19 protein-coding genes are annotated in these 21,595 nt (G+C 62.4%); 5 read left to right on the top strand and 14 right to left on the bottom strand.

What is annotated here, in order from left to right; all coding sequences use genetic code 11:
* From sdhA to LXM88_RS35480, 4 genes are all read right to left on the bottom strand, one after another.
* Window positions 1-1,776: a succinate dehydrogenase flavoprotein subunit gene (gene sdhA / locus LXM88_RS35495; RefSeq protein ID WP_262544145.1), complete on the bottom strand. Its 1,776-nt coding sequence runs from the start codon at window positions 1,774-1,776 to the stop codon at window positions 1-3.
* Window positions 1,777-1,779: 3 nt separating this feature from the next.
* Window positions 1,780-2,148 (bottom strand): succinate dehydrogenase, hydrophobic membrane anchor protein, encoded by a 369-nt coding sequence (gene sdhD / locus LXM88_RS35490; protein ID WP_034180015.1) that lies wholly within the window; start codon window positions 2,146-2,148, stop codon window positions 1,780-1,782.
* 4 nt (window positions 2,149-2,152) lie between these two features.
* Window positions 2,153-2,569, bottom strand: coding sequence for a succinate dehydrogenase, cytochrome b556 subunit (sdhC, locus tag LXM88_RS35485; protein WP_047901353.1), 417 nt, complete (start codon window positions 2,567-2,569; stop codon window positions 2,153-2,155).
* A gap of 170 nt (window positions 2,570-2,739) precedes the next feature.
* Window positions 2,740-3,564 (bottom strand): GntR family transcriptional regulator, encoded by an 825-nt coding sequence (locus LXM88_RS35480; protein WP_047901354.1) that lies wholly within the window; start codon window positions 3,562-3,564, stop codon window positions 2,740-2,742.
* 288 nt (window positions 3,565-3,852) lie between these two features.
* On the opposite strand from LXM88_RS35480, the gene LXM88_RS35475 reads away from it, so the two are divergent.
* The 5 genes from LXM88_RS35475 to acnA all read left to right on the top strand — a co-directional run bounded on the left by LXM88_RS35475 (window position 3,853) and on the right by acnA (window position 11,016).
* Window positions 3,853-4,839: a malate dehydrogenase gene (locus tag LXM88_RS35475; RefSeq protein WP_034180017.1), complete on the top strand. Its 987-nt coding sequence runs from the start codon at window positions 3,853-3,855 to the stop codon at window positions 4,837-4,839.
* A 179-nt stretch (window positions 4,840-5,018) separates the two neighbouring features.
* Window positions 5,019-6,026, top strand: a complete 1,008-nt coding sequence (locus tag LXM88_RS35470) for an HpcH/HpaI aldolase/citrate lyase family protein (RefSeq protein WP_262544144.1) — start codon at window positions 5,019-5,021, stop codon at window positions 6,024-6,026.
* Window positions 6,027-6,256: 230 nt separating this feature from the next.
* On the top strand, window positions 6,257-6,772 hold the full coding sequence (locus LXM88_RS35465; protein ID WP_262544143.1) for a hypothetical protein: 516 nt from the start codon (window positions 6,257-6,259) through the stop codon (window positions 6,770-6,772).
* Between the two features lie 22 nt (window positions 6,773-6,794).
* The gene (locus tag LXM88_RS35460; RefSeq protein ID WP_262544142.1) at window positions 6,795-8,246 is read left to right on the top strand and encodes a bifunctional 2-methylcitrate dehydratase/aconitate hydratase; all 1,452 of its coding nucleotides are present in this window, start codon (window positions 6,795-6,797) and stop codon (window positions 8,244-8,246) included.
* A 52-nt stretch (window positions 8,247-8,298) separates the two neighbouring features.
* Window positions 8,299-11,016: an aconitate hydratase AcnA gene (acnA, locus tag LXM88_RS35455; RefSeq protein WP_262544141.1), complete on the top strand. Its 2,718-nt coding sequence runs from the start codon at window positions 8,299-8,301 to the stop codon at window positions 11,014-11,016.
* 121 nt (window positions 11,017-11,137) lie between these two features.
* Here the strand turns inward: acnA and LXM88_RS35450 are convergent, their stop codons facing one another.
* The 10 genes from LXM88_RS35450 to LXM88_RS35405 all read right to left on the bottom strand — a co-directional run bounded on the left by LXM88_RS35450 (window position 11,138) and on the right by LXM88_RS35405 (window position 20,940).
* Window positions 11,138-11,569: a DUF1801 domain-containing protein gene (locus LXM88_RS35450; RefSeq protein ID WP_262544140.1), complete on the bottom strand. Its 432-nt coding sequence runs from the start codon at window positions 11,567-11,569 to the stop codon at window positions 11,138-11,140.
* Window positions 11,566-11,997, bottom strand: a complete 432-nt coding sequence (locus tag LXM88_RS35445; protein WP_262544139.1) for an SRPBCC family protein — start codon at window positions 11,995-11,997, stop codon at window positions 11,566-11,568. The genes LXM88_RS35450 and LXM88_RS35445 overlap by 4 nt, the downstream gene beginning before the upstream one ends.
* On the bottom strand, window positions 11,994-12,317 hold the full coding sequence (locus LXM88_RS35440; protein WP_034180131.1) for an ArsR/SmtB family transcription factor: 324 nt from the start codon (window positions 12,315-12,317) through the stop codon (window positions 11,994-11,996). The genes LXM88_RS35445 and LXM88_RS35440 overlap by 4 nt, the downstream gene beginning before the upstream one ends.
* A gap of 203 nt (window positions 12,318-12,520) precedes the next feature.
* Window positions 12,521-13,459 (bottom strand): hypothetical protein, encoded by a 939-nt coding sequence (locus tag LXM88_RS35435; RefSeq protein ID WP_262544138.1) that lies wholly within the window; start codon window positions 13,457-13,459, stop codon window positions 12,521-12,523.
* 525 nt (window positions 13,460-13,984) lie between these two features.
* Window positions 13,985-14,242: a PAAR domain-containing protein gene (locus LXM88_RS35430; RefSeq protein WP_262544137.1), complete on the bottom strand. Its 258-nt coding sequence runs from the start codon at window positions 14,240-14,242 to the stop codon at window positions 13,985-13,987.
* Window positions 14,243-14,280: 38 nt separating this feature from the next.
* Complete coding sequence (locus LXM88_RS35425) at window positions 14,281-15,015, bottom strand: T6SS immunity protein Tli3 family protein (RefSeq protein WP_262544136.1); 735 nt, start codon at window positions 15,013-15,015, stop codon at window positions 14,281-14,283.
* Window positions 15,016-15,023: 8 nt separating this feature from the next.
* Window positions 15,024-15,776 (bottom strand): T6SS immunity protein Tli3 family protein, encoded by a 753-nt coding sequence (locus LXM88_RS35420; RefSeq protein ID WP_262544135.1) that lies wholly within the window; start codon window positions 15,774-15,776, stop codon window positions 15,024-15,026.
* An 8-nt stretch (window positions 15,777-15,784) separates the two neighbouring features.
* Entirely contained in the window at window positions 15,785-16,420 is a 636-nt protein-coding gene (locus LXM88_RS35415) for a T6SS immunity protein Tli3 family protein (RefSeq protein WP_262544134.1), read from the bottom strand.
* A 77-nt stretch (window positions 16,421-16,497) separates the two neighbouring features.
* The gene (locus tag LXM88_RS35410; RefSeq protein WP_262544133.1) at window positions 16,498-18,423 is read right to left on the bottom strand and encodes a T6SS effector phospholipase Tle3 domain-containing protein; all 1,926 of its coding nucleotides are present in this window, start codon (window positions 18,421-18,423) and stop codon (window positions 16,498-16,500) included.
* 3 nt (window positions 18,424-18,426) lie between these two features.
* Window positions 18,427-20,940, bottom strand: a complete 2,514-nt coding sequence (locus LXM88_RS35405; RefSeq protein WP_262544132.1) for a type VI secretion system Vgr family protein — start codon at window positions 20,938-20,940, stop codon at window positions 18,427-18,429.
* Between the last annotated feature and the right edge of the window lie 655 nt (window positions 20,941-21,595).

The following is a 21,595-nucleotide window of genomic DNA, read 5'->3' as shown; positions in this document are numbered from 1 at the left end:
TTAGAACGTGCGCGGCTTCGGCGGCACGGATTCGACCGTCAGCGGCTTCATTTGAACCGGCTTGTAGTCGAGGCGATCGCCTTCGCTGTACCACAGCGTGTGGCGCAGCCAGTTTTCGTCGTCGCGGTGTTCGTAGTCGCTGTGTGCGTGCGCGCCACGGCTTTCCTTGCGCGCTTCCGCCGACACCATCGTCGCGCGGGCGACTTCGATCAGGTTCTCCAGCTCGAGCGCTTCGACGCGCGCGGTGTTGAACACCTTCGACTTGTCCTTCATGTGGATGTTTTCCACGCGTGCCGCCAGGCCGGCCATCTGGTCGACGCCTTCCTTCAGCAGCGCCGACGTGCGGAATACGCCAGCATGCTTCTGCATCGTCGCGCGGATGTCGTTCGCGACGTCCTGCGTGTATTCGCCCGACGACGACTTGTCGAGCTTGTTCAGGCGCGCCAGCGAGAATTCGGCTGCATCGGCCGGCAGCGGCTTGTGTTCCTTCTGGCTCTTCACGTGCTCGACGATGTGGTTGCCGGCCGCACGGCCGAACACCACGAGGTCCAGCAGCGAGTTCGTGCCGAGGCGGTTCGCGCCGTGCACGGACACGCACGAGCACTCGCCCACTGCGTAGAAGCCGTTGACCGGATCCTTGTGGCCGCGCGACGTGCCGACGACCTGACCGTGGATGTTGGTCGGGATGCCGCCCATCTGGTAGTGGATCGTCGGGACGACCGGGATCGGTTCCTTGATCGCATCGACGTTCGCGAACTTCAGCGCGATTTCGCGGATCGACGGCAGACGCTTCATGATCGTCTCGGCGCCGATGTGCGACAGGTCGAGCAGCACGTGGTCCTTGTTCGGACCGACGCCGCGGCCTTCCTTGATTTCCTGGTCCATCGAACGCGACACGAAGTCACGCGGCGCCAGATCCTTCAGCGTCGGCGCATAACGCTCCATGAAGCGCTCGCCGTTCGCATTGCGCAGGATGCCGCCTTCGCCGCGCACGCCTTCGGTGATCAGCACGCCCGCGCCGGCCACGCCGGTCGGGTGGAACTGCCAGAACTCCATGTCCTGCAGCGCGATGCCCGAACGCGCAGCCATGCCGAGGCCGTCGCCGGTGTTGATGAACGCGTTGGTCGATGCCGCGAAGATCCGGCCTGCGCCGCCCGTCGCGAACAGCGTCGTCTTGCCTTCCATGATGTAGACGTCGCCCGTCTCCATCTCGAGGGCCGTCACGCCGAGCACGTCGCCTTCCGCGTCGCGGATCAGGTCGAGCGCCATCCATTCGACGAAGAACTGCGTCTTCGCCTCGACGTTCTGCTGGTACAGCGTGTGCAGCAGCGCGTGACCGGTACGGTCGGCGGCCGCGCAAGCGCGCTGGACCGGCTTCTCGCCGTAGTTCGCGGTGTGGCCGCCGAACGGGCGCTGGTAGATCGTGCCGTCCGCGTTGCGGTCGAACGGCATGCCGAAGTGCTCGAGCTCGTACACGACGTTCGGCGCTTCACGGCACATGAACTCGATCGCGTCCTGGTCGCCGAGCCAGTCGGAGCCCTTGATCGTGTCGTAGAAGTGGAAGTGCCAGTTGTCTTCGCTCATGTTGCCGAGCGACGCGCCGATACCGCCCTGCGCGGCCACCGTGTGCGAACGCGTCGGGAACACCTTCGACAGCACGCCGACCGACAGGCCCGCGCGCGACAGTTGCAGCGCTGCGCGCAAGCCGGAGCCGCCCGCGCCGACGATCACGACGTCGAACTTGCGACGCGGGAGGGAAGTTTTGATTGCAGCCATTCTTTACACTCTCCAGAGAATCTGCGCGGCGTAGCCCGCACATGCGAGCAGCCAGACGATGGTCAGCGATTGCAGCAGCAGGCGCACACCGACGGGCTTCACGTAGTCCATCCAGATGTCGCGCACGCCGACCCACGCGTGGTAGAAGAGGGAAAGCAGCATCACGAAGGTCGCGAGCTTCATCCATTGCGCGGAGAAGATCGACGCCCAGCCTTCGTACGAGAAGTCGTGCGCGCCGAAGAACAGGACGAGCAGGATGACCGTGTAGACCGCCATGATCGTGGCGGTGATACGCTGCGCGAGCCAGTCGCGCAGGCCGTAGTGCGCGCCGACGACGAGGCGCTTCGAGCCGATTCGGTTATTGGCTGCCATTTTCTTAGAATGCTCCGAACAGTTTGAGTGCCATGGCGATCGTCAGCGCGATCGAGACGACAAAGACGACGACTGCCGTCCGCTTGCCGCTTTCCTTCGTGACGGCGTCGTGGTTGACGTCCATCAGCAGGTGGCGAATGCCGGCGCAGAAATGGTGGAAGAAAGCCCAGGACAACGCGAGGACGATCAGCTTGACGACGATGTTGGAGAGGAAGGCCTTGAAGACTTCGAAGCTGAGCTCGGACGTCAGGCTCTGGTCGAAGAGGAACAGCAGGAACGGCAGGAACAAGAACAGCAGCGCGCCGCTGACTCGATGGAGGATCGACAAAGTCGCTGCCAGCGGCATGCGATATTTCATCGTGATATCGCTGAATCCGATGTTCCGGTATTCCGGCCTCGGTTTTCTTACTGCATCAGTCATGCTAGACCCCTACTATGTTGTCACACTAATCCGCGATTTTAGCGCCTTTTTATATCGCGCTGCAGCGAAAGTCTGCTCTGGATAGTTGCGCGAACAAGAACAAAGGCGGCCCGAAACGTGCTTCGCGAGCGTGGGGAACGCGAACGCACTCGGCCTGAACCGAACCGTCGTCAGCTCAAGTCATTCTGATAGTAGTACCCGGTTGTGACATACCAGCCGCGACGCACTTCCACCGGCCGGTCTCCGTATGTATAGGACACGCGCTCGACCGACAGCAATGGAAAACCCGCGGGCACATGCAGCAGGTCGGCCACCGCCGGCTCCGCCGCGACCGCGCGGATCTTCTCCGTCGCGCGGATCATCCGCGTGCCGAACTCCGTCTCGAACATCGCGTAGAGCGGCCCCTTGTACTCGCTCAGCCGCTCGAACGTGAGCCCGCGGAACATCGCGCCCGGCAGCCAGATCTCGTCGAGCACCGTCGCTTCGTTCTCGAACTCCAGCAGGCGGCGCACCTGCACGACGGGATCGGCCGGCTTCAGGTCGAGCTGCCGCGCGATCTCGGCCGGCGCGCGCAGGCGCCGGCATTCGAGCAGGCGGCTCACGTGCGGGTGCTCGGCGCCGTCGTCGGCGAGCAGGCGCAGGAAGCGGAACTGCGCGCGATCCTCGTTGTGCGTTGCAACAAACGTACCCTTGCCCTGCCGCCGGACCACGAGGTTTTCGGCGGCCAGTTCGTCGATCGCCTTGCGAACGGTGCCCTGGCTGACCTTGTAACGGGCCGCGAGCTCCACTTCGCTCGGGATGATCTCGCCCGGCTTCCATTCGCCGGTTTCGAGACTTTGCGTGATCAATGACTTAATCTGCTGGTATAACGGGCTGAACGTCGGCGACGGTGACGCCGCAGGCGAAGGTGCGGGATCGCTCGCGCCCGGCTGCCCTGGGCCGCCTGCGCCGGTCTGATTCGCGGTATTCGCCTGGTTCGATGTCATGGCGCGCATTTCATCACAAACCGCACTTTTTCGTCCACTCAATTTCCGCAAAACATCTGTCTTATATAAGACATATGATACCGTTTGACATTGCGCGTGACGGCTCCTACACTCCCGGTCGAGCAAGGGTTCGCGGGTGCAACAGCGCGTCCCCGGCTACGTGCCACGGCCGTCTCCAGGTTCACCGCGTCTGCCATCGCGAGTCCTCCGCCCTGCTTCAATGCAACGTTACGCACAACGCGCATAGAATGGCGTTTTCGCTAGCGTCCAACGCTTCACCCGTCCTGGAGATTTTCAATGGCTAAGCCCGCAAAGCGCGTTGCCGTCACCGGCGCCGCAGGTCAAATCGCTTACTCCCTGCTGTTCCGCATCGCGAACGGCGACCTGCTCGGCAAGGACCAGCCGGTCATCCTGCAACTGCTCGACCTCCCGCAAGCCCAAGCCGCCGTCAAAGGCGTCGTGATGGAACTCGACGATTGCGCGTTCCCGCTGCTCGCGGGCGTCGTGATCACCGACGATCCGAAGGTTGCATTCAAGGATGCAGACGTCGCGCTGCTGGTCGGTGCACGTCCGCGCTCGAAGGGCATGGAGCGCAAGGATCTGCTGTCGGCGAACGCCGAAATCTTCACGGTTCAGGGCGCTGCGCTGAACGAAGTCGCGAGCCGCGACGTGAAGGTGCTGGTCGTCGGCAACCCGGCGAACACGAACGCATACATCGCGATGAAGTCGGCACCGGACCTGCCGAAGAAGAACTTCACGGCCATGCTGCGCCTCGACCACAACCGCGCGCTGTCGCAGCTCGCCGCCAAGTCGGGCAAGCCGGTCGCATCGATCGAGAAGCTCGCCGTGTGGGGCAACCACTCGCCGACGATGTACCCCGACTTCCGCTTCGCGACCGCCGAAGGCGAATCGATGCTGAAGCTGATCAACGACGACGTGTGGAACCGCGACACGTTCATCCCGACCGTCGGCAAGCGCGGCGCGGCGATCATCGAAGCGCGCGGCCTGTCGTCGGCAGCGTCGGCAGCCAACGCGGCGATCGACCACGTCCGTGACTGGGTGCTCGGCACGAACGGCAAGTGGGTCACGATGGGCATCCCGTCGGACGGCTCGTACGGCATCCCCGAAGACATCATCTACGGCGTGCCGGTCGTTTGCGAAAACGGCGAGTACAAGCGCGTCGAAGGCCTGGAAATCGACGCGTTCTCGCGCGAGAAGATGGACGGCACGCTGGCCGAGCTGCTCGAAGAGCGCGATGGCGTCGCCCACCTGCTGAAGAACTAAATCCGGCACCGCGACGGGCAGCCTCCGGGCAGTCCGTCACCGCAGGGCCGGCACGCCGCCGGCCCTGCCGCCCGATCCGATCCGGGCACGTTTTGCCGCCTCGTGCGCACTGCGCACCGGCCCAGAACCTGCCCGAATCCGATTTTCGCCACGTTGACCCGCCCCCTGACGTAGAAGAGATGGCCGCGCTCACTCCTGCACAAGTGCTGTACGACGGGGCGTCCCCGCCCGCGATCCTGCCATGCTGCGATCACTACGCGGGCAGCGAGAAGCTGATGCGCAAGTCGCTCGCGCTGCAGGCCGAAACGGGCCCCGTGTTCGACATCACGTTCGACTGCGAGGACGGCGCGGCCGTCGGCCAGGAAGCCGCGCACGCGGAACTCGTCGCCGAGCTGCTCGGCAGCGCCGAGAACCGCTTCGGGCGCGTCGGCGTCCGGATCCACGACTTTTCCCACCCGCACTGGCGCGACGATGTCCGCATCGTGCTGCGCGCCGCGCGCGCCCCCGCCTACATCACGCTCCCGAAGATCGCGAACGCAGCCGACGCAGCCGAAATGGCCGCGTTCATCGAAGGCGCGCGCCGCGAGCTCGGCATCGCGCAGCCGATCCCGGTCGACGTGCTGGTCGAGACGCACGGCGCGCTCGCGCAGGCGGCCGCCCTCGCCGCGCTGCCGATGGTCGGCACGCTGAGCTTCGGGCTGATGGATTTCGTCTCCGCGCACCACGGCGCGATTCCCGATTCCGCGATGCGCTCTCCCGGCCAGTTCGAACACCCGCTCGTGCGCCGCGCGAAGCTGGAAATCGCCGCGGCCTGCCACGCGCACGGCAAGACACCGTCGCACAATGTAACGACCGAGGTGCGCGACATGAGCGTCGTCGCCGGCGATGCGCGCCGTGCGCGCGACGAATTCGCGTTCACGCGGATGTGGAGCATCCACCCCGCGCAGATCCGCCCGATCGTCGACGCCTTCGCGCCGCGCACCGACGAGGTCGCGCTGGCCGCCGAGATCCTGCTCGCCGCGCAGGCCGCCGACTGGGGCCCGACGCGCCACGGTGATACGCTGCACGATCGCGCGAGCTACCGCTATTACTGGTCGGTGCTGCGCCGTGCGCGGGCCACCGGCCAGCCCGTACCGGCCGAGGCTGCGCCGCTGTTCGGCCCGGCCGCCGCGGGCGACGCGCAGTGAGCGCGCGCCGCCGGCCGATACACGAGTTTCATGCATTCGCCGACGCGCGAACCGGACAGAAGTTTGCGAAACGACAAAAAACGTAACGGAGCCCGAAAACCTGATGTATGCGCGGCCAAATAGGCGAAAATAGCGGCCGCTGCGCGCTTTCGGGGCGCGTGCAGTTTCAAACCGGCCGGCAGCTTCGATTGCCGGCCCTTGTCAACTGATTATCGAAAGGTTCTGACTCCATGAAGAAACTCCTGATCGCTACCGCTATCGGCGCCTTGTCCGCCACGATGCTGGTGTCGGCTCCGAGCGCGTTTGCCCAGGGTACGGCCACCACGACCGCGAAGAAGGCTACGGCCAAGCGCCCGGCGCCGGCCAAGCGCATCATCCCGCGCAGCAAGAAGGCACAGGCGCGTGCCGCCGCCAAGGTCGATACGGTACCGGAAGGCGCGGTCAAGTGGGCCTGTAAGGAAGGCCTGTCGTTCGACCTCGCCGGCGACATGAAGCGCGACCAGGTCGTCACGGTTCACTGGGCGAAGAAGAACTACAAGCTGCCGCGTCAGGCCACGACGACGGGCGCCGACACGTTCTACGATCCGGCAGCAGGCTTCAAGCTGGTCGTGATTCCGAGCAAGGCAATGCTGTTCTCCGACGCGAACGGCGGCGAGCGCCTCGCAGACGAATGCGTGACGCCGGAAATGGCGCAAGGCACGCCGGCACCGACGCAGTCGAACGAGCTGAAGCCGGCAACGAACTAAGCACGTTCCCTCCGGCCCCTCGATGTCCGCCCCGGTCTCCAACGTCCGCCCTGCTCCGGATACGGTACTCGTCGATATCGTCGACTATGTACTGAACACCGGAATCGACAGCGCGCTCGCGCTGGAGACGGCGCGTCATTGCCTGATCGACACGCTCGGATGCGGACTCGAGGCGCTGTCCTACCCTGCCTGCACCAAGCTGCTCGGCCCCGTCGTGCCCGGCACGATCGTGCCGAACGGCGCGAAGGTGCCCGGCACGTCCTTCCAGCTCGATCCCGTCCAGGCCGCGTTCGGCATCGGCGCGATGATCCGCTGGCTGGACTTCAACGACACCTGGCTCGCCGCCGAATGGGGCCATCCGTCCGACAATCTCGGCGGAATCCTGGCGACGGCCGACTGGCTCTCCCGCACGGCCGTCGCGGCCGGCCGGAAGCCGCTCCTGATGCGCGACGTGCTGGTCGCGATGATCCAGGCCCACGAGATCCAGGGCTGCCTCGCACTCGAGAATTCGTTCAACGCGGTCGGGCTCGACCACGTACTGCTCGTGAAGGTCGCGTCGACGGCCGTCGTCGGCCGGCTGCTCGGGCTCACGCGCGACGAGCTGATCAACGCGGTGTCCAACGCGTTCGTCGACGGCCACGCGCTGCGCACCTACCGCCACGCGCCGAACACCGGCTCGCGCAAGTCGTGGGCGGCCGGCGATGCCACGTCCCGTGCGGTGCGCCTCGCGCTGATCGCGAAAACCGGCGAAATGGGCTACCCGTCGGCGCTCACCGCGAAAACCTGGGGCTTCTACGACGTACTCTTCAACGGGCAGCCGTTCCGCTTCCAGCGCCCGTACGGCACGTACGTGATGGAGAACGTGCTGTTCAAGATCGCGTTCCCCGCCGAATTCCACGCGCAGACGGCCGCCGAGGCCGCGCTGCAGCTGCACGCGCAGCTCGCCGCGGCGGGCCGCACGACCGACGAGATCGGCCGGATCACGATCCGCACGCATGCAGCCGCGATCCGCATCATCGACAAGCAGGGCCCGCTCGCCAATCCGGCCGACCGCGACCACTGCATCCAGTACATGGTCGCCATGCCGCTGCTGTTCGGCCGGCTGACCGCGGCCGACTACGAGGATTCGGCCGCAGCGGACCCGCGCATCGACGCGCTGCGCGCAAAGACCGTGTGCGTCGAGGATCCGCAGTTCACGAAGGATTACCACGATCCGGACAAGCGATCGATCGCGAATGCGCTGACGATCGAATTCTCGGACGGATCGAAGCTTGCCGAAGTGGTGGTCGAGTACCCGATAGGCCATCAGCGACGCCGCGCGGACGGCATCCCGCTGCTGGTCGAGAAATTCCGGACCAACCTCGCCCGCCGCTTCCCGGCAAAGCAGCAACAAGCGATTCTCGACGTGTCGCTGGACCAGGCAAAGCTCGAAGCAATGCCGGTCGATGAGTACGTCGACTTGTATGTGATATAGCCGTCATCTACAGGACTCTTTGTTTCCTAGCCTTAAACCCAGGAAAATCACCATGGCCCACAATCTCCACAAGACCCTCAAGGAATTCGACAGCGGTTCCGGCAAAGGCAAGTTCTACTCGCTGCCGCAACTCGGCAAGGAGCTGAAGACGAAGATCGAACGCCTGCCGGTGTCGATCCGTATCGTGCTCGAGTCCGTGCTGCGCAACTACGACGGCAAGAAAATCACCGAAGAGCACATCGAGCAGCTCGCGAACTGGAAGCCGACCGCGAAGCGCGTCGACGAGATTCCGTTCGTGGTGTCGCGCGTCGTGCTGCAGGACTTCACGGGCGTGCCGCTGCTCGCCGACATCGCGGCCATGCGCGGCGTCGCCGAGCGCACGGGCAAGAACCCGAAGAAGATCGAGCCGCTGGTCCCGGTCGATCTCGTCGTCGACCACTCGGTCCAGATCGACTATTTCCGCCAGAAGGATGCGCTCGACCTGAACATGAAACTGGAATTCCAGCGCAACAACGAGCGCTACCAGTTCATGAAGTGGGGCATGCAGGCGTTCGACACGTTCAAGGTCGTGCCGCCGGGCGTCGGCATCGTCCACCAGGTGAACCTCGAATACCTCGCGCGCGGCGTCCACAAGAAGGCGGAAGGCGGCGACACCGTGTACTACCCGGACACCCTCGTCGGCACGGACAGCCACACGACGATGATCAACGGCATCGGCGTGGTCGGCTGGGGCGTCGGCGGCATCGAAGCCGAAGCCGGCATGCTCGGCCAGCCGGTGTACTTCCTGACGCCGGACGTCGTCGGCGTCGAGCTGAAGGGCAAGCTGCGCGAAGGCGTGACGGCCACCGACCTGGTGCTGACGATCACCGAAATGCTGCGCAAGGAGAAGGTCGTCGGCAAGTTCGTCGAGTTCTTCGGCGAAGGCACGAAGTCGCTGTCGCTGCCGGATCGCGCAACGATCGGCAACATGGCGCCGGAATACGGCGCGACGATGGGCTTCTTCCCGGTCGACGAAAAGACGATCGACTACTTCGAAGGCACGGGCCGCACGAAGGCGGAAATCGCCGCGTTCGAAAACTACTTCAAGGCGCAGAAGCTGTTCGGCATTCCGAAGGCCGGCGACATCGACTACACGAAGACGGTGACGCTGGACCTCGCGACGGTCGCACCGTCGCTGGCCGGCCCGAAGCGCCCGCAGGACCGCATCGAGATCGGCAACGTCAAGTCGACGTTCACCGACCTGTTCTCGAAGCCGGTTGCGGAGAACGGCTTCGCGAAGAAGGCGGACGACCTGAACACGCAATACACGACGAGCAACGGCGTCGACGTGAAGAACGGCGACGTGCTGATCGCCGCGATCACGTCGTGCACGAACACGTCGAACCCGAGCGTGCTGCTCGCTGCCGGCCTGCTCGCGAAGAAGGCCGTCGAGGCCGGCCTCACGGTCGATCCGAAGATCAAGACCTCGCTCGCGCCGGGATCGCGCATCGTCACCGAATACCTGACGAAGACGGGCCTGCTGCCCTACCTCTCCAAGCTCGGCTTCGAAGTCGCGGCGTACGGCTGCACGACCTGTATCGGCAACGCGGGCGACCTGACGCCGGAACTGAACGAAGCGATCACGAAGAACGACATCGTCGCGGCCGCCGTGCTGTCGGGCAACCGCAACTTCGAAGCGCGTATCCACCCGAACATCCGCGCGAACTTCCTCGCGTCGCCGCCGCTCGTCGTTGCATACGCGATCGCCGGCAACATCACGCGCGACCTGATGACCGAGCCGGTCGGCAAGGGCAAGGGCGGCCGCGACATCTACCTCGGCGACATCTGGCCGACGAGCGATGAAATCCACGCGCTGCTCAAGTTCGCGCTCGATCCGAAGAAGTTCGAGGACAACTACGCGAAGCTGACCAAGAAGGGCGACCTCTGGAGCAAGATCGAGGGCGAATCGGGCCAGGTCTACGACTGGCCGAAGTCGACCTACATCGCCGAGCCGCCGTTCTTCGGCACCGACTTCTCGATGGAACCGGCCGCGTCGATCCCGACGGTCAAGGGCGCGCGCGCACTGGGCATCTTCGGTGACTCGGTCACGACCGACCACATCAGCCCGGCAGGCTCGATCAAGGAAGACTCGCCCGCAGGCAAGTGGCTGAAGGAAAACGGCGTGCAGAAGGCCGACTTCAACAGCTACGGCTCGCGCCGCGGCAACCACGACGTGATGATGCGCGGCACGTTCGCGAACGTCCGGATCAAGAACCTGATGATCCCGGCGAAGGCAGACGGCTCGCGCGTCGAAGGCGGCCTGACGATCCACCAGCCGAGCGGCGAACAGCAGTCGATCTACGACGCGGCGATGCAGTACGTCGGCGCCGATACGCCGACCGTCGTGTTCGCGGGTGAAGAGTACGGCACGGGCTCGTCGCGCGACTGGGCCGCGAAGGGCACGCAACTGCTCGGCGTGAAGGCCGTGATCGCACGCAGCTTCGAGCGGATCCACCGTTCGAACCTGGTCGGCATGGGCGTGCTGCCGCTGCAGTTCAAGGGCTCGGACAGCATCCAGTCGCTCGGCATCACCGGCGACGAGACGTACGACATCGAAGGCCTCGGCGACGACTTCAAGCCGCAGCAGGACGTCACGCTCGTGATCAATCGCAAGAACGGCGAAACGCAGCGCGTGCAGGTGCTGCTGCGCATCGATACGCCGATCGAAGTCGACTACTACAAGCACGGCGGTATCCTGCCGTTCGTGCTGCGCTCGCTGCTCGCAGCGTAAGCGCCCTGCTTTTGCAGGTGCCGCAGCCGCCTCGCGGCGGTTGCGGCCGATTTGGTGCCCGACCTCGTGTCGGGCTTTTTTTCCTGCGCGCGTTACGCAATGTTGCCGATTGTCAGGCGCGTCACGCCGCCTTGTCGCCGCGCGCCTTCGCGCCCGCTCCCCGTGCGTTCTTCTTCAGGTGGGTGCGGTTGTATTCGATCGCCGCGCGCACGAGGGTCTTCAGCGCCCGCTTGTCGATCCGGTCGCCTTCGAAGAAATCGATCGCGCGCCGCGCATTGCCGTCGAGGCCGTCATTGAACAGCCCGCCGGGATCGGGCAGATGCGCGCCGTGCATGAAGGTCAGCTTCACCTTGCCCTTGTGCGCGTTCGCGACCGCGATCATCCCGTCGCACGACCACACGGGGCTGCCCATCCATTTCCAGTCCTCGACGATGCCGTCGTCGGCCGCAAGGATCGTCTGGCGGAGGTCGGCGAAGAGCGGGCCGCGCCAGTCGGCGATGCCGGCGATCAGCGCGTCGATGCGCTCCGACGGTTGCAGGTCCGTTGCACTCATGCGCGGGCCTCCGTGCCTTCGTCAGGGCGCGCCAGCACCTGTTCGAGCGATTCGAAGAACCGTACCCAGCCGTGTTGCGCGCCGCGGTATGCCTGCTCCTGATCCGCGCGGAAGCCGACCTGCTCCATGCGCAGGTGCGTGCCGGCAGCGGTCGGCGTGAGCGTCCACGTGACGACGCTTTCGAGACCGTAAGCGGCCCACGTGTAGGACAGCGCCCGCGGCGGCTCGATCGTCAGGACCGTGCAGTCGACCGAGCCCCAGTCCGCGCGGAAGCTGAAGGCGCGGCCCTCGACGGGCTCGAAGTCGCTCTTCATCAGCCACGCCTCGATCAGGTGCGGTTGCGTGAGCGCGCGCCAGATCTTCTCCGGCGCATGGGACAGCTCCCGTTCGACGACGACGGAGCGCGTTTCGGTCGTGGCTTGGTTCATTGATCCATCCTTTTGAGCAGATCTTCGAGGGCGTCGAACCGGTTCTGCCAGAAGCCTGCCATCTGGCTCGTCCAGTCGATCAGCGGGGCCAGCGCTTGCGGCTGTGCGCTGTAGTGCGTCTGCCGGCCTTCGTGACGGTCATTCACGAGCCCGGCCTGCTTCAGTACACCAAGGTGCTTCGACACGGCAGGCTGCGAGACGCCCGCATGGGCGGTCAGCGCGGCAACCGTCAGCTCGCCCTCCTCGCACAGCCGCTCGAAAAGCGCGCGGCGCGTCGGATCGGCAAGCGTCCTGAAAAGCATGTCGTGAGCGTTCTGCATGTCCAAATTCATAACCCGTTGGTTATGGATTGAAGGATATCTGCTGAACGGCGCAAGTCAAGGAGGAATTTCGCGGATGCCGACGATTGCGGCGACGCAATTGGGGGAAAAAGGGCCGACCGAGGCTTCGTACCGCGCATCCGGATTCGAGGTTTTGCTCTAACTCTCATTCGATCGTCACTCGCGTGATGCCGTGCCACACATCACGTGGCCTCATATCCGGCGTCGGTATCTCGCAGTTGCCGGTAAAAATCGTCTTCCAATAGCCGACGCCTCAAGACCGAACCACCAAGCTGGATCAGGAGCAGCAATACGAACCCGCTCATGCAGGCCCAGAACCATCCTCTGGATGCGTTGAGAGCATCAAGCGCGACCATGATCAGGATCAGGCAACAACTCCCGCCCACGCTGACCGACAAGCTAAGCCGACGCATATAGCCCGCCTCGACGCCAGGCACCGGTGCGCACTGCGCTCCGACCAAATTCAGCCGCACCTGTTGAGCGCTCGGCGAGGCAACCAGTTGTGCGCCCTGGCCATGTGCCACCATCTGCGCCGCGAGCGCCTGAAGCAACAAGCCACTCACCGGCCCAGGCTTGCCGATCGCGCGATCGACATCATGCGTCGGTAGCGCCAGTCCGGCATCCTTGACGGCGCCGAGCGCCGCGTGACGGCTCTGGGGCGGCAAATTACTCAACCACACATGACGGATGCGCCCGCGAGGCGTCTGCTCCGAAGCCAGCAGCGTTTCCAGCGCGTCTGCCACGGAATCGGACGGCATCGCGATCGGGCGGAATAACCGCGCCTGAGGCCTGAGCTTTCCCTTGACGCCCTCGACCGCGCGCGGTGAAGCAAGCAACATCGCCACGGCGGTCTCGGACCAGGCCGGCTCCGTGCCCTCCGTATGCAGTTGGCAGGCCAGCAATAACCGAAAATCGGCTTTTCCAGCCTCGTCGAACCACGTCTCGATATTCGACTGCTTCGCACCGAAAGGCACCCATCCAAACTGCACGAGGTCGGGCAGATTCAGCTTCTTCCAGACCGCCCGCAGTTCGGTCAGATCCTCCTTGTCGGCGGATTGCAGGATCACGTCGACGGCCCGGGTCGGTGCATAACGTGCGAGGCTGGCCGCAAACGGCGTCACCAGTTGCTCCAATACCCGCCCAAGCCGCGATACCCCTGCCGAACTTTCCGTCACCGGCAATGACAGGATCTTGCCGCGATACCCCTGCCGAACTTTCCGTCACCGGCAATGACAGGATCTTGCCGGGATTCATCGGCGTACTGCCCTCCAGGCCCAGCAGACGTTCGGCCAACTCGGGCTCAGGCGTCAACGCAATGCTATTGACGATCGCCATGTGAGCTTGCGCCCATTGCCGCCATGCAGCCCGCTCGCTGCGGCACAGGAAATTCCACCAATCAACTCGCTCGATCCACTCCTCGTAGCCGACATAGATCACCCCGCACACGGCCCCTGACACCAGCAGCGGCAACAGCACCGCGCGCTCGAAGAAGAGCTCGGACATCACCGGCTTGCCCTGCTCCCAGTTGAGTACCGCGATGAGCATGCCCGCGGTCTGGATGACGACGATGGCAAGCACGCTCCACCAGATCGACGGTGGCTTGCCGTACTGATACTCCCCGACGTTCGGGATCGTCCACGTTCGACTCATGCGATTTTCATCCCTGCGCTGCTGGCGATCACCTGGCTGCCACACCGCGTTCGGCACATATGCACCGCCCAGTTTCGGCCGCCTTCGCTGTAGCCCTCGGTGCACTCGATGATCGGGTTGTCGCCGTGCTCCGGGCACGAGACGACGTCATGCAGCAGCGCCACCTTGCGGCCGTCGAGATCGAATGTCGATGATGCGGTCTTGACGACACCGCCATGTGTCGTCGCATCGCCCAGGCATACTGGGTTTTTCATGATGGTGTGCTCCATGCAGGGTGGTGAAACCGAGTACCTCATTGGGGTACTAGCGGTGCATCCGGGTTAGTCGGCTTGATCGACGCGTCGCAGGTGATGCGGTCCTGGCCAGAGGGTGTGCGAAGCTTCGAAAAAACGCCTGGCCGCTTTGATGCCGCAAAGCTCCCGCGCTTGACACCAGGCGGATAGGGGCCGCTTAAGTCAATGCCTGGCATCATCGGATATTCGACAACGTAGGCGTCATTGTCCGCCGACCTATTTGCGACATAGAGTCGATCTTTGGTTACAAAAATCGAATAATCCTTCGAGTCCTCGGACGCATTAAAACTGTGATCCATGTACACCTTCATGGCGAAGGTTTTTCCGCCATTTGTCGAATACCAAAATGGCACTACACAACCTTTTTCGCCATTTCCGCAAACCAATCCATCCGGATAGGCCAGCGGCAAAACAATTGTCCTTCCGGTCGGATCGGCGTTAATGATGCGCCCCTGGAAATTTTCAAACAGGCCCCGCCCTAAAAACTTTCGAATCCCGACACGGGTGTCGTTGTAATACGATTCCCCGTGATAGCAGTCCCGGTAACGTTCCAGCGTGACAAAGCGGTGTTCGTCAATCCGATAGATGACTTGGGGCGACGAGTCATATGGCAACTCCTTGAGCGCCGAACTCATAAAGTTACTAAGACTGAAAACCGGATGCTTCGGCTCTGGTGCCGCGCACCCTTGCATCAGGGTGACGAGCGCGATTATGGCAACGGCGTATCTCACCATCCTGCGTCTCATTGGGGTACCAGCGGTGCGTCCGGGTTAGTCGGCTTGATCGACGTATCGCAAGTGATTCGATCCTGACCGGAGGGCGTGTGAAGCCCGTCCGGCATCAGCTTTTTTTTGGATGCCCAAGCACCGTCCGATTCAAAGATTGGTGCATGAGGCTTGCCAGGATCAACAGCCCGGACAAGAGGATATTGCCGCACGCTTAAATCGTATTCCGGGCGATCCATTCTGTATTGATATTTCTTTGCTACAAAAAGCTTGTCGCTTGTGACTGCCACTATATAGTCCTTCGAATCCTCGAAGGCATCAAAACTGTGCTCCATGTAGACCTTGGTAGCAAAGGTTTTCCCGCCGTCCATCGAATACCAAAATGGCACCACGCAACCTTTTTCACCGTTACCGCAAAATGCTCTCGGTGGATAAGCCAGAGGTAAAACGATATTCATTCCAGTCGGATCTGCATTAATGATACGCCCTTGGAAGTTTTCAAAATGCCCGCGTCCTAAATACTTTCTGATGCCGGCACGGGTATCGTTGTAGTACGATTCCCCGTGATAACAGTCTCGATAACGTTCCAGCGTCACAAAGCGGTGGTCATCAATCCGGTAGATGACTTGGGGCGGCGAGTCGTATGGCAACTCCTTGAGTGCCGAACTCCAAAAGTCGCCGAGTTTGAAGACAGGACGCTGAGGGGGCTGTGCCGTGCACCCTTGCATCAGGGTGACCAGCGCGATTATGGCAACGGCGTATCTCACCATCTTGCTTCTCATTGGGGTACCAGCGGTGCATCTGGGTTAGTCGGCTTGATCGACGCGTCGCAAGTGATTCGATCCTGGCCGGAGGGCGTGCGAAGCTTTGAAAAAACACCAGGTCGCTTTGATGCTGCGAAACTCCCGCCCCTGACACCAGGCGGATAGGGCCTGTTTAAGTCAATACCCGGCACCATCGGAGATACAACGACGTAGGTATCGTCGTCTCCCCACTTCTTCGCGACATAGAGTTTGTCTTCAGTTACGAACACCGAATAGTTCTTCGAGTCCTCGAACGGATCAAAACTGTTCTTCATATAAACCGTTGCAGCGAAGCTTCTTCCGCCGTCCGTCGAATACAACAATCCAACATCGACGCCGTGATCCGATGTTCCAAGATGCGGCGGCGCACCGGACGGAAAGGCTAAATTTCGCCCAGTCATATCAGCATTAATTAGTCGACCTTGGTAATCTTCGACACTCGCTCTACCCAAACCTGTTTTTATACCAGCGTGCGTATCGTTATAATAAGCTTGACCATAATTGCAGTCTCGATAGTTCTCGAGTGTCACAAAACGGTGGCCATCGATTCGGTAGATGATCTGGGGTGGTGAGTCATAGGGCAGCACGTTTGCACGCAGAAAATTACCCAATGAAAATATCCGCCTCTGCTGTGTCACGCATCCCTGTATCAGGGCGGCCAGTACAATGATAACAATCGAGTACCTCATCACGCTCCCCCTTTCCATTGTTGTTGCCGAAGTTGCTCGACTTCGGCCTTGCTTTGTTCCTCGGCAACCGTAGCCCAATCGATACAGGCAGGTTTGACAACGCTTTGGGGGGCGCCAAGCTCAAAGTAATCGTCATAACCTTGCGTCCAGTCGGCAAATTTCATCAGACGGGTCCAGAACGCCGGTCTCTCATATGCATCACAAAAGCCGACTGGGAGATCATAGGCAGCCACCCGACGCATAAATGCGTGATGCTGCGGCAACGTGCTGTGATTGGTCGGCTCAGCGAGATAGGTGTCGAGTCGCTGTAGCATTTCGTCCTGGGTCTCAGGACGAGTCGTGCGTCTGGAGTTGTAAATATCCTCGGTAGTAACGGTACGCTCCGGCTGATAAATCGAGCGCATATAACGGTAGTCGGAGTCAGCGTAGCTCCCCGTGTTGGGATCATTCGGATCGGGGACCCATTTGCCCATGGGAGGCGCATCGGCGCGGGAGTCCTCAAAGACGTCCATTTCTTCGGCCGTGACCGGCTGCGGCACCTCTTCAGCATTGATCGTCACGGTTTTGTCGGGATGGGGTACCGCCCACAGCGTCAAGAGGGGCGTAAAAATAGCCCGGTTACCGTTCCAGAAATCGGTCGACTTCGCTCCGGATACAAGCTTGTCTTCGGAAGTCGGCGGCAGCGTGCCGAACTTCTTCACGCCCGGCGCGTCGCCCACCGGCGTACTGCGCGCCAGCATGCGCTGCTTGACGGTATCGCCCAACTCGGCGAGCAATTTGTCATCCACTCCCTGCCAGCCGATGCTTTGCAGCGGCGTGGCGCCCATCACGCGATCATGCGGCGTGAAGTACACGTACAGTCGGCCATGATTGTCGCGCTCGTGAACGCTGGACTTGCGCCGGTTGTCGGGCCGCCAGAAATCCATGTCCTCGGACGCGCCGCACTGAAGCTGCTTCAATTCCGTCTCGGTGAAAACGTGCTTGTCCTGCTTGATCCGGTTCGCGATGTTCCTGAAAGTGTTAATACGCGCCTCCGGAGTGGGGCGTTCCGCACCACAGGTAAGAGCGTCCGTGACCTTGTCATCGAGGGCATACGGCGAGTTCATCACAAACACCGCATCGGGCGCGCGTGTCTTGCACAAGGCAGTCGCCGCGAGCGCAATCATCGTCCCTTGGCTATGCGACATCACAGTCACCGTATCGCGCGGACACTCGTCGCGAATCCAGTCAATCAGGTCGGCCAACCGTTGGGCCGCATGCGCGTAGTATGTGCGCGGCGGAGAGTCCTGCAGTTGGCGATCGGCCTCCGTGTTCAACGCCTCCATATCGAACCTGAGCACGTGCCGCTTGAATCCCTCGTGGCTCCACAATTGCGGCAGATTGTTGGTGCCGTTCTGGAAAGGGCCGCCGCCCCAATGCCAAGGACCTTTCTCGTTCGTGCACACGGGGGCCCATGCATCGAAGCCGCGCGGGTTGCGCATCGGGATGCGCCAATTGCGCTCGGTGCCGGGCATCGCGCTGTAACCCCAGTAGAAGCGGATCACAGGGGAGATGCCTTCATCTCCCTTCTTGATATACCTAGGTACGACACGTTCACCGTCTACCGTGCTGTAGGTATTCGCCTTCAAATCGCTCCGTTTCAGCCGTTCGTTGAGCCCTTGGCACAACGCCTGTTCCGCCTCGTCATACCACTCCCCCGTGGAATTAACGCCATGCACAAAGATGATGACGCCCGGCATGTGCGGCGGAATGCGGCACTCGGCGCGCACCTGAAAACTGCTCGGCGTGTGATAAGACTCCCAATACGGTTGCCCAAGATGATCGCGCTGCATCGGCACGATGCGCGTTGCAGTGTCATGCCGGTAAGGTTTGGGCGTACCGGTATCGTCGCCCGTGCCGTCTGGCTCGTTGGACTGGTCGATCACGAATCAGGCTTCCTTATTGTTCTGAAGAAGCAACTTGAGCCCCCGCGCAACATCCTGGCGGCTCAACGAGGTCTCTCCCTTTTCGCTGGTTATGCCCTCGATAATCTGTCCGCTGGCGAGCTGAATCTTGTATGGCCGGTTCGCGACCGGTCGGCCGGTGATGTCGTCGCTGAGAATGAACCGCTCGTCATTCGCGATATCGATCTGGTTGAACTTCGGTATCGGCAGCGACAGCGCACCCGGTCCTTCCTTCTGGATTTCGATGATTTTGAGGATCAGGCAGCCGGCCCCGCCAATCTCGACGTTATCGCCCTGCACCTTGATGTAGGCCGTGCCGCCACCGCCGAGCACAACCCCGTTGGCAGCATTGATCGTCGTGGTGCCATCGGCACTGGTGATCCGCATGTCCTTCTGCGCCACCAGTTCCATCGCGTCCGACTGCGCCTGAATTTGAACCTTGCCGCGCGCGGCGTAGAGCTTGATGCCGAACTTGTGTGCAAACAGCGACAGCACCTCGCCCGCAGCGATCGCGACGTTTCGGAGCGCATTCACGTTGAACCGCGACGACGTGCCGACACTCACGTCCTTGCCCGCCGACACCATCACTCGATCCGGCGTCGCCAGGCCAATGCCGTTCGGCGCGGACAGCGCGATCACTGCCGTCTTCAAGCTCGCCAGCTCGTCCTTCAGCCATGCGTTTTCTGCCCTCAGGTCCGCGATTTCCGCTTGCGCCACAGCTGCGGCATCGGTCAACCCCTGAGCTTGCGCCTGCGTCAGCGCAAACTGGTTCGTCACCGGCCTCATGTCGGTCATCTGCCCGACCGCCTTCTCCTGCCTGTCGGACGACACCAGCAGACCACCGCCCGCGCGCACGTGCCCCCGATCGTCCGTGCGCAACTCGAAACCCTCGCCTCGCCGCTGCTGGTCCCGGTCCACCGTATAGCCCAGATTCAACTGCGTCTTGCCGTGCTCGGTCGCGACCTTGATGTGTTCCTTGCCTTTCCGGTCGTCCAACTCGACGGTGTTGTTCGAGCGCGTGCGAATCGTATTGCGCGTGCCCCACGGTACGCCCGCGACGATCGGATCCGTGTGTTGGGCGGTATGCAGCACGTGGCTGATGAACGGCAAATCCACGCAGCCCCACAGGAAGCTCACGCCGACCACCGTGCCCTCGACGAGCCCGAAGTGAAAACCGGTCTGGTTCGGCCCCGCGAACGGCTTCGCCAGCCTCATCGGGCAACTTTGCAGCCCCGGTGCCCGCGTGTCGCGATCCAGATGGAGATCGACGATGTATTCGCCCTGACTATCCAGATACGGGTCTTTCCAGCCACCCGACGACGCGATCGTCCCGGTGATGACCCCGTCGATTCTCGGCCACGTTTCTTCCACCAACGGCATTCGATACTGGCGGTCGGACGGAATCGCGTCGAACTTCACGCGATACGCCTTCTTCCGGCTCGCGCCGCACGTCACCCGCACCACAACCAGGCCGTGCTTCGCATCGGGCAACGCCCGGCTCGACAGTTTCAGCACCGAGCCAGGCGTGAGGTCCAGCATGTCGCACTCGCCGCGATACGCGACCTGCCCGGCCAGCGCTGCCTCGCGACGCAGTTGCGCCTCCTCCTTCGCCTCGTCCTCGCTCCGATTCGGTGCTCCCCACGTATACGCTTCACCATACGTGGTGCGGTCGTCGCAGATCGGGCTGGCCGCCTCGATCGGATCCGAAATCGCCGTTTCCGTGCTGAACGTGCGTACCGTGTAGGCCGCCGGCAAGGTCTTCGCGTGCATTTCGAGCGCGCTGACCGACTCGATGCCTCCGGCTTCCAGCCCGCCGTGCGGCCGGTACGCAACCGTCAGGCGTTCTGGATCGCGGCGATAGTGCGCATAGTCGTCGCCGAAGCGCACCCGCTCGCAACGTTCGCCTTCTTCGCACACAAACCAAATGCCCGAGCGTCGGCACAAGCGCGTAATGAACGCCAGGTCATCCTCGCCCCATTGCATCACGAAGCCGCGCTTGCGATAGGTCCGATACAACTGGAATTCGAAACTCGCAAAGATCCGGTTGAATTCATGCTCCCGCAGAATCCGCTCGATGATTTCGGGAATGCTCATGTCCAGAAAGAACCGGCATTTCGGCGTATTGCGCAACAGCGCCAGACGCGATTCCAGCACGATCTCGTACAGCGACTCGTCGCGATTGGTGGCCTTCAGCGCAAAGCTCGTTACCACGCCTTGCACGCGCCGCGCGCCTTCCGGCTCGCTCCAGCGGTCACGCGGCGGCGGCTGGATCACAAATGCGCCCATCCGGTTCAGGAATTCGCTGCGCGACAAGTCATGACGGGGATGCGTGAACTGGATCGTGTACTTCGTCGGCTCGCCGATCCCGCGCGCCCCTTCGAACTCGTAGATGTCGGCGAGCGCAGCAGCAGGCGCACCCTTGAGATCCAGGCTGTAGAACTGGTGAATGTTGACGCCCGCGCGCGCGGGTGTGTCGGAAATGGCCGTGCTCGCGGTCAAAGAGCCCTCCGAAAACGTTTGCGGAATAACTCGCGAGACTTTAACGGCGCGAGGGACGAAGCCGCCATAGGACGAATATGAAATTTGCAAAAACCGGGATTCGAAGCCGAATCGATCAACGGGCTCTGGTCGAACCCAAACAGACTCCGTGCTTCCAAGATAGCGATTCGCTTGATTAGCACCACGCTGCTGGCGCATAGACCTTCACCGTGCAACATGCCCAGTGCGTTCAGGACAACGGGGCGTCTGTGCCGAAGTGCGACCGAACGTCACCCTCGGGACGCCGACGACTCGAAAGCATTTCGTGAAAATCGGGATGGCTGGCGGATAACCGAACATGCAATACAAAAAGCTCCCGCTCGGCACTTCGCGAAATGAGCGTTGAGACCTCCAATCCAATTTCGGCGATGGCGGAGATCAAACGTCAGCGATCGCTACCGCATATCATTGCGCACCGCACCAGGGAGAATCTCCCGCGCAACGGCGGCGTTGCTTCGCGAAGGCACCGCGGACAGTTCCGACTTCCCTCGCCCAAACTCGAGCATTTCCTCTAATTCACGGCGGCGCCCCCGCAATCGAAAGCCGTCCGCAAGACTGCGCGGCGCGCTGTTCCACAGTTCGGGAAACGTTTGCGATCGGCCAGCCCAGTTTTTGT

Origin of the sequence: Burkholderia sp. S-53 (assembly GCF_025560745.1) — a bacterium.
GTDB lineage: Bacteria > Pseudomonadota > Gammaproteobacteria > Burkholderiales > Burkholderiaceae > Burkholderia > Burkholderia pyrrocinia.
The sequence above is the reverse complement of the archived record's forward strand: the minus strand, read 5'-3'. Positions and strand labels throughout refer to the sequence as shown.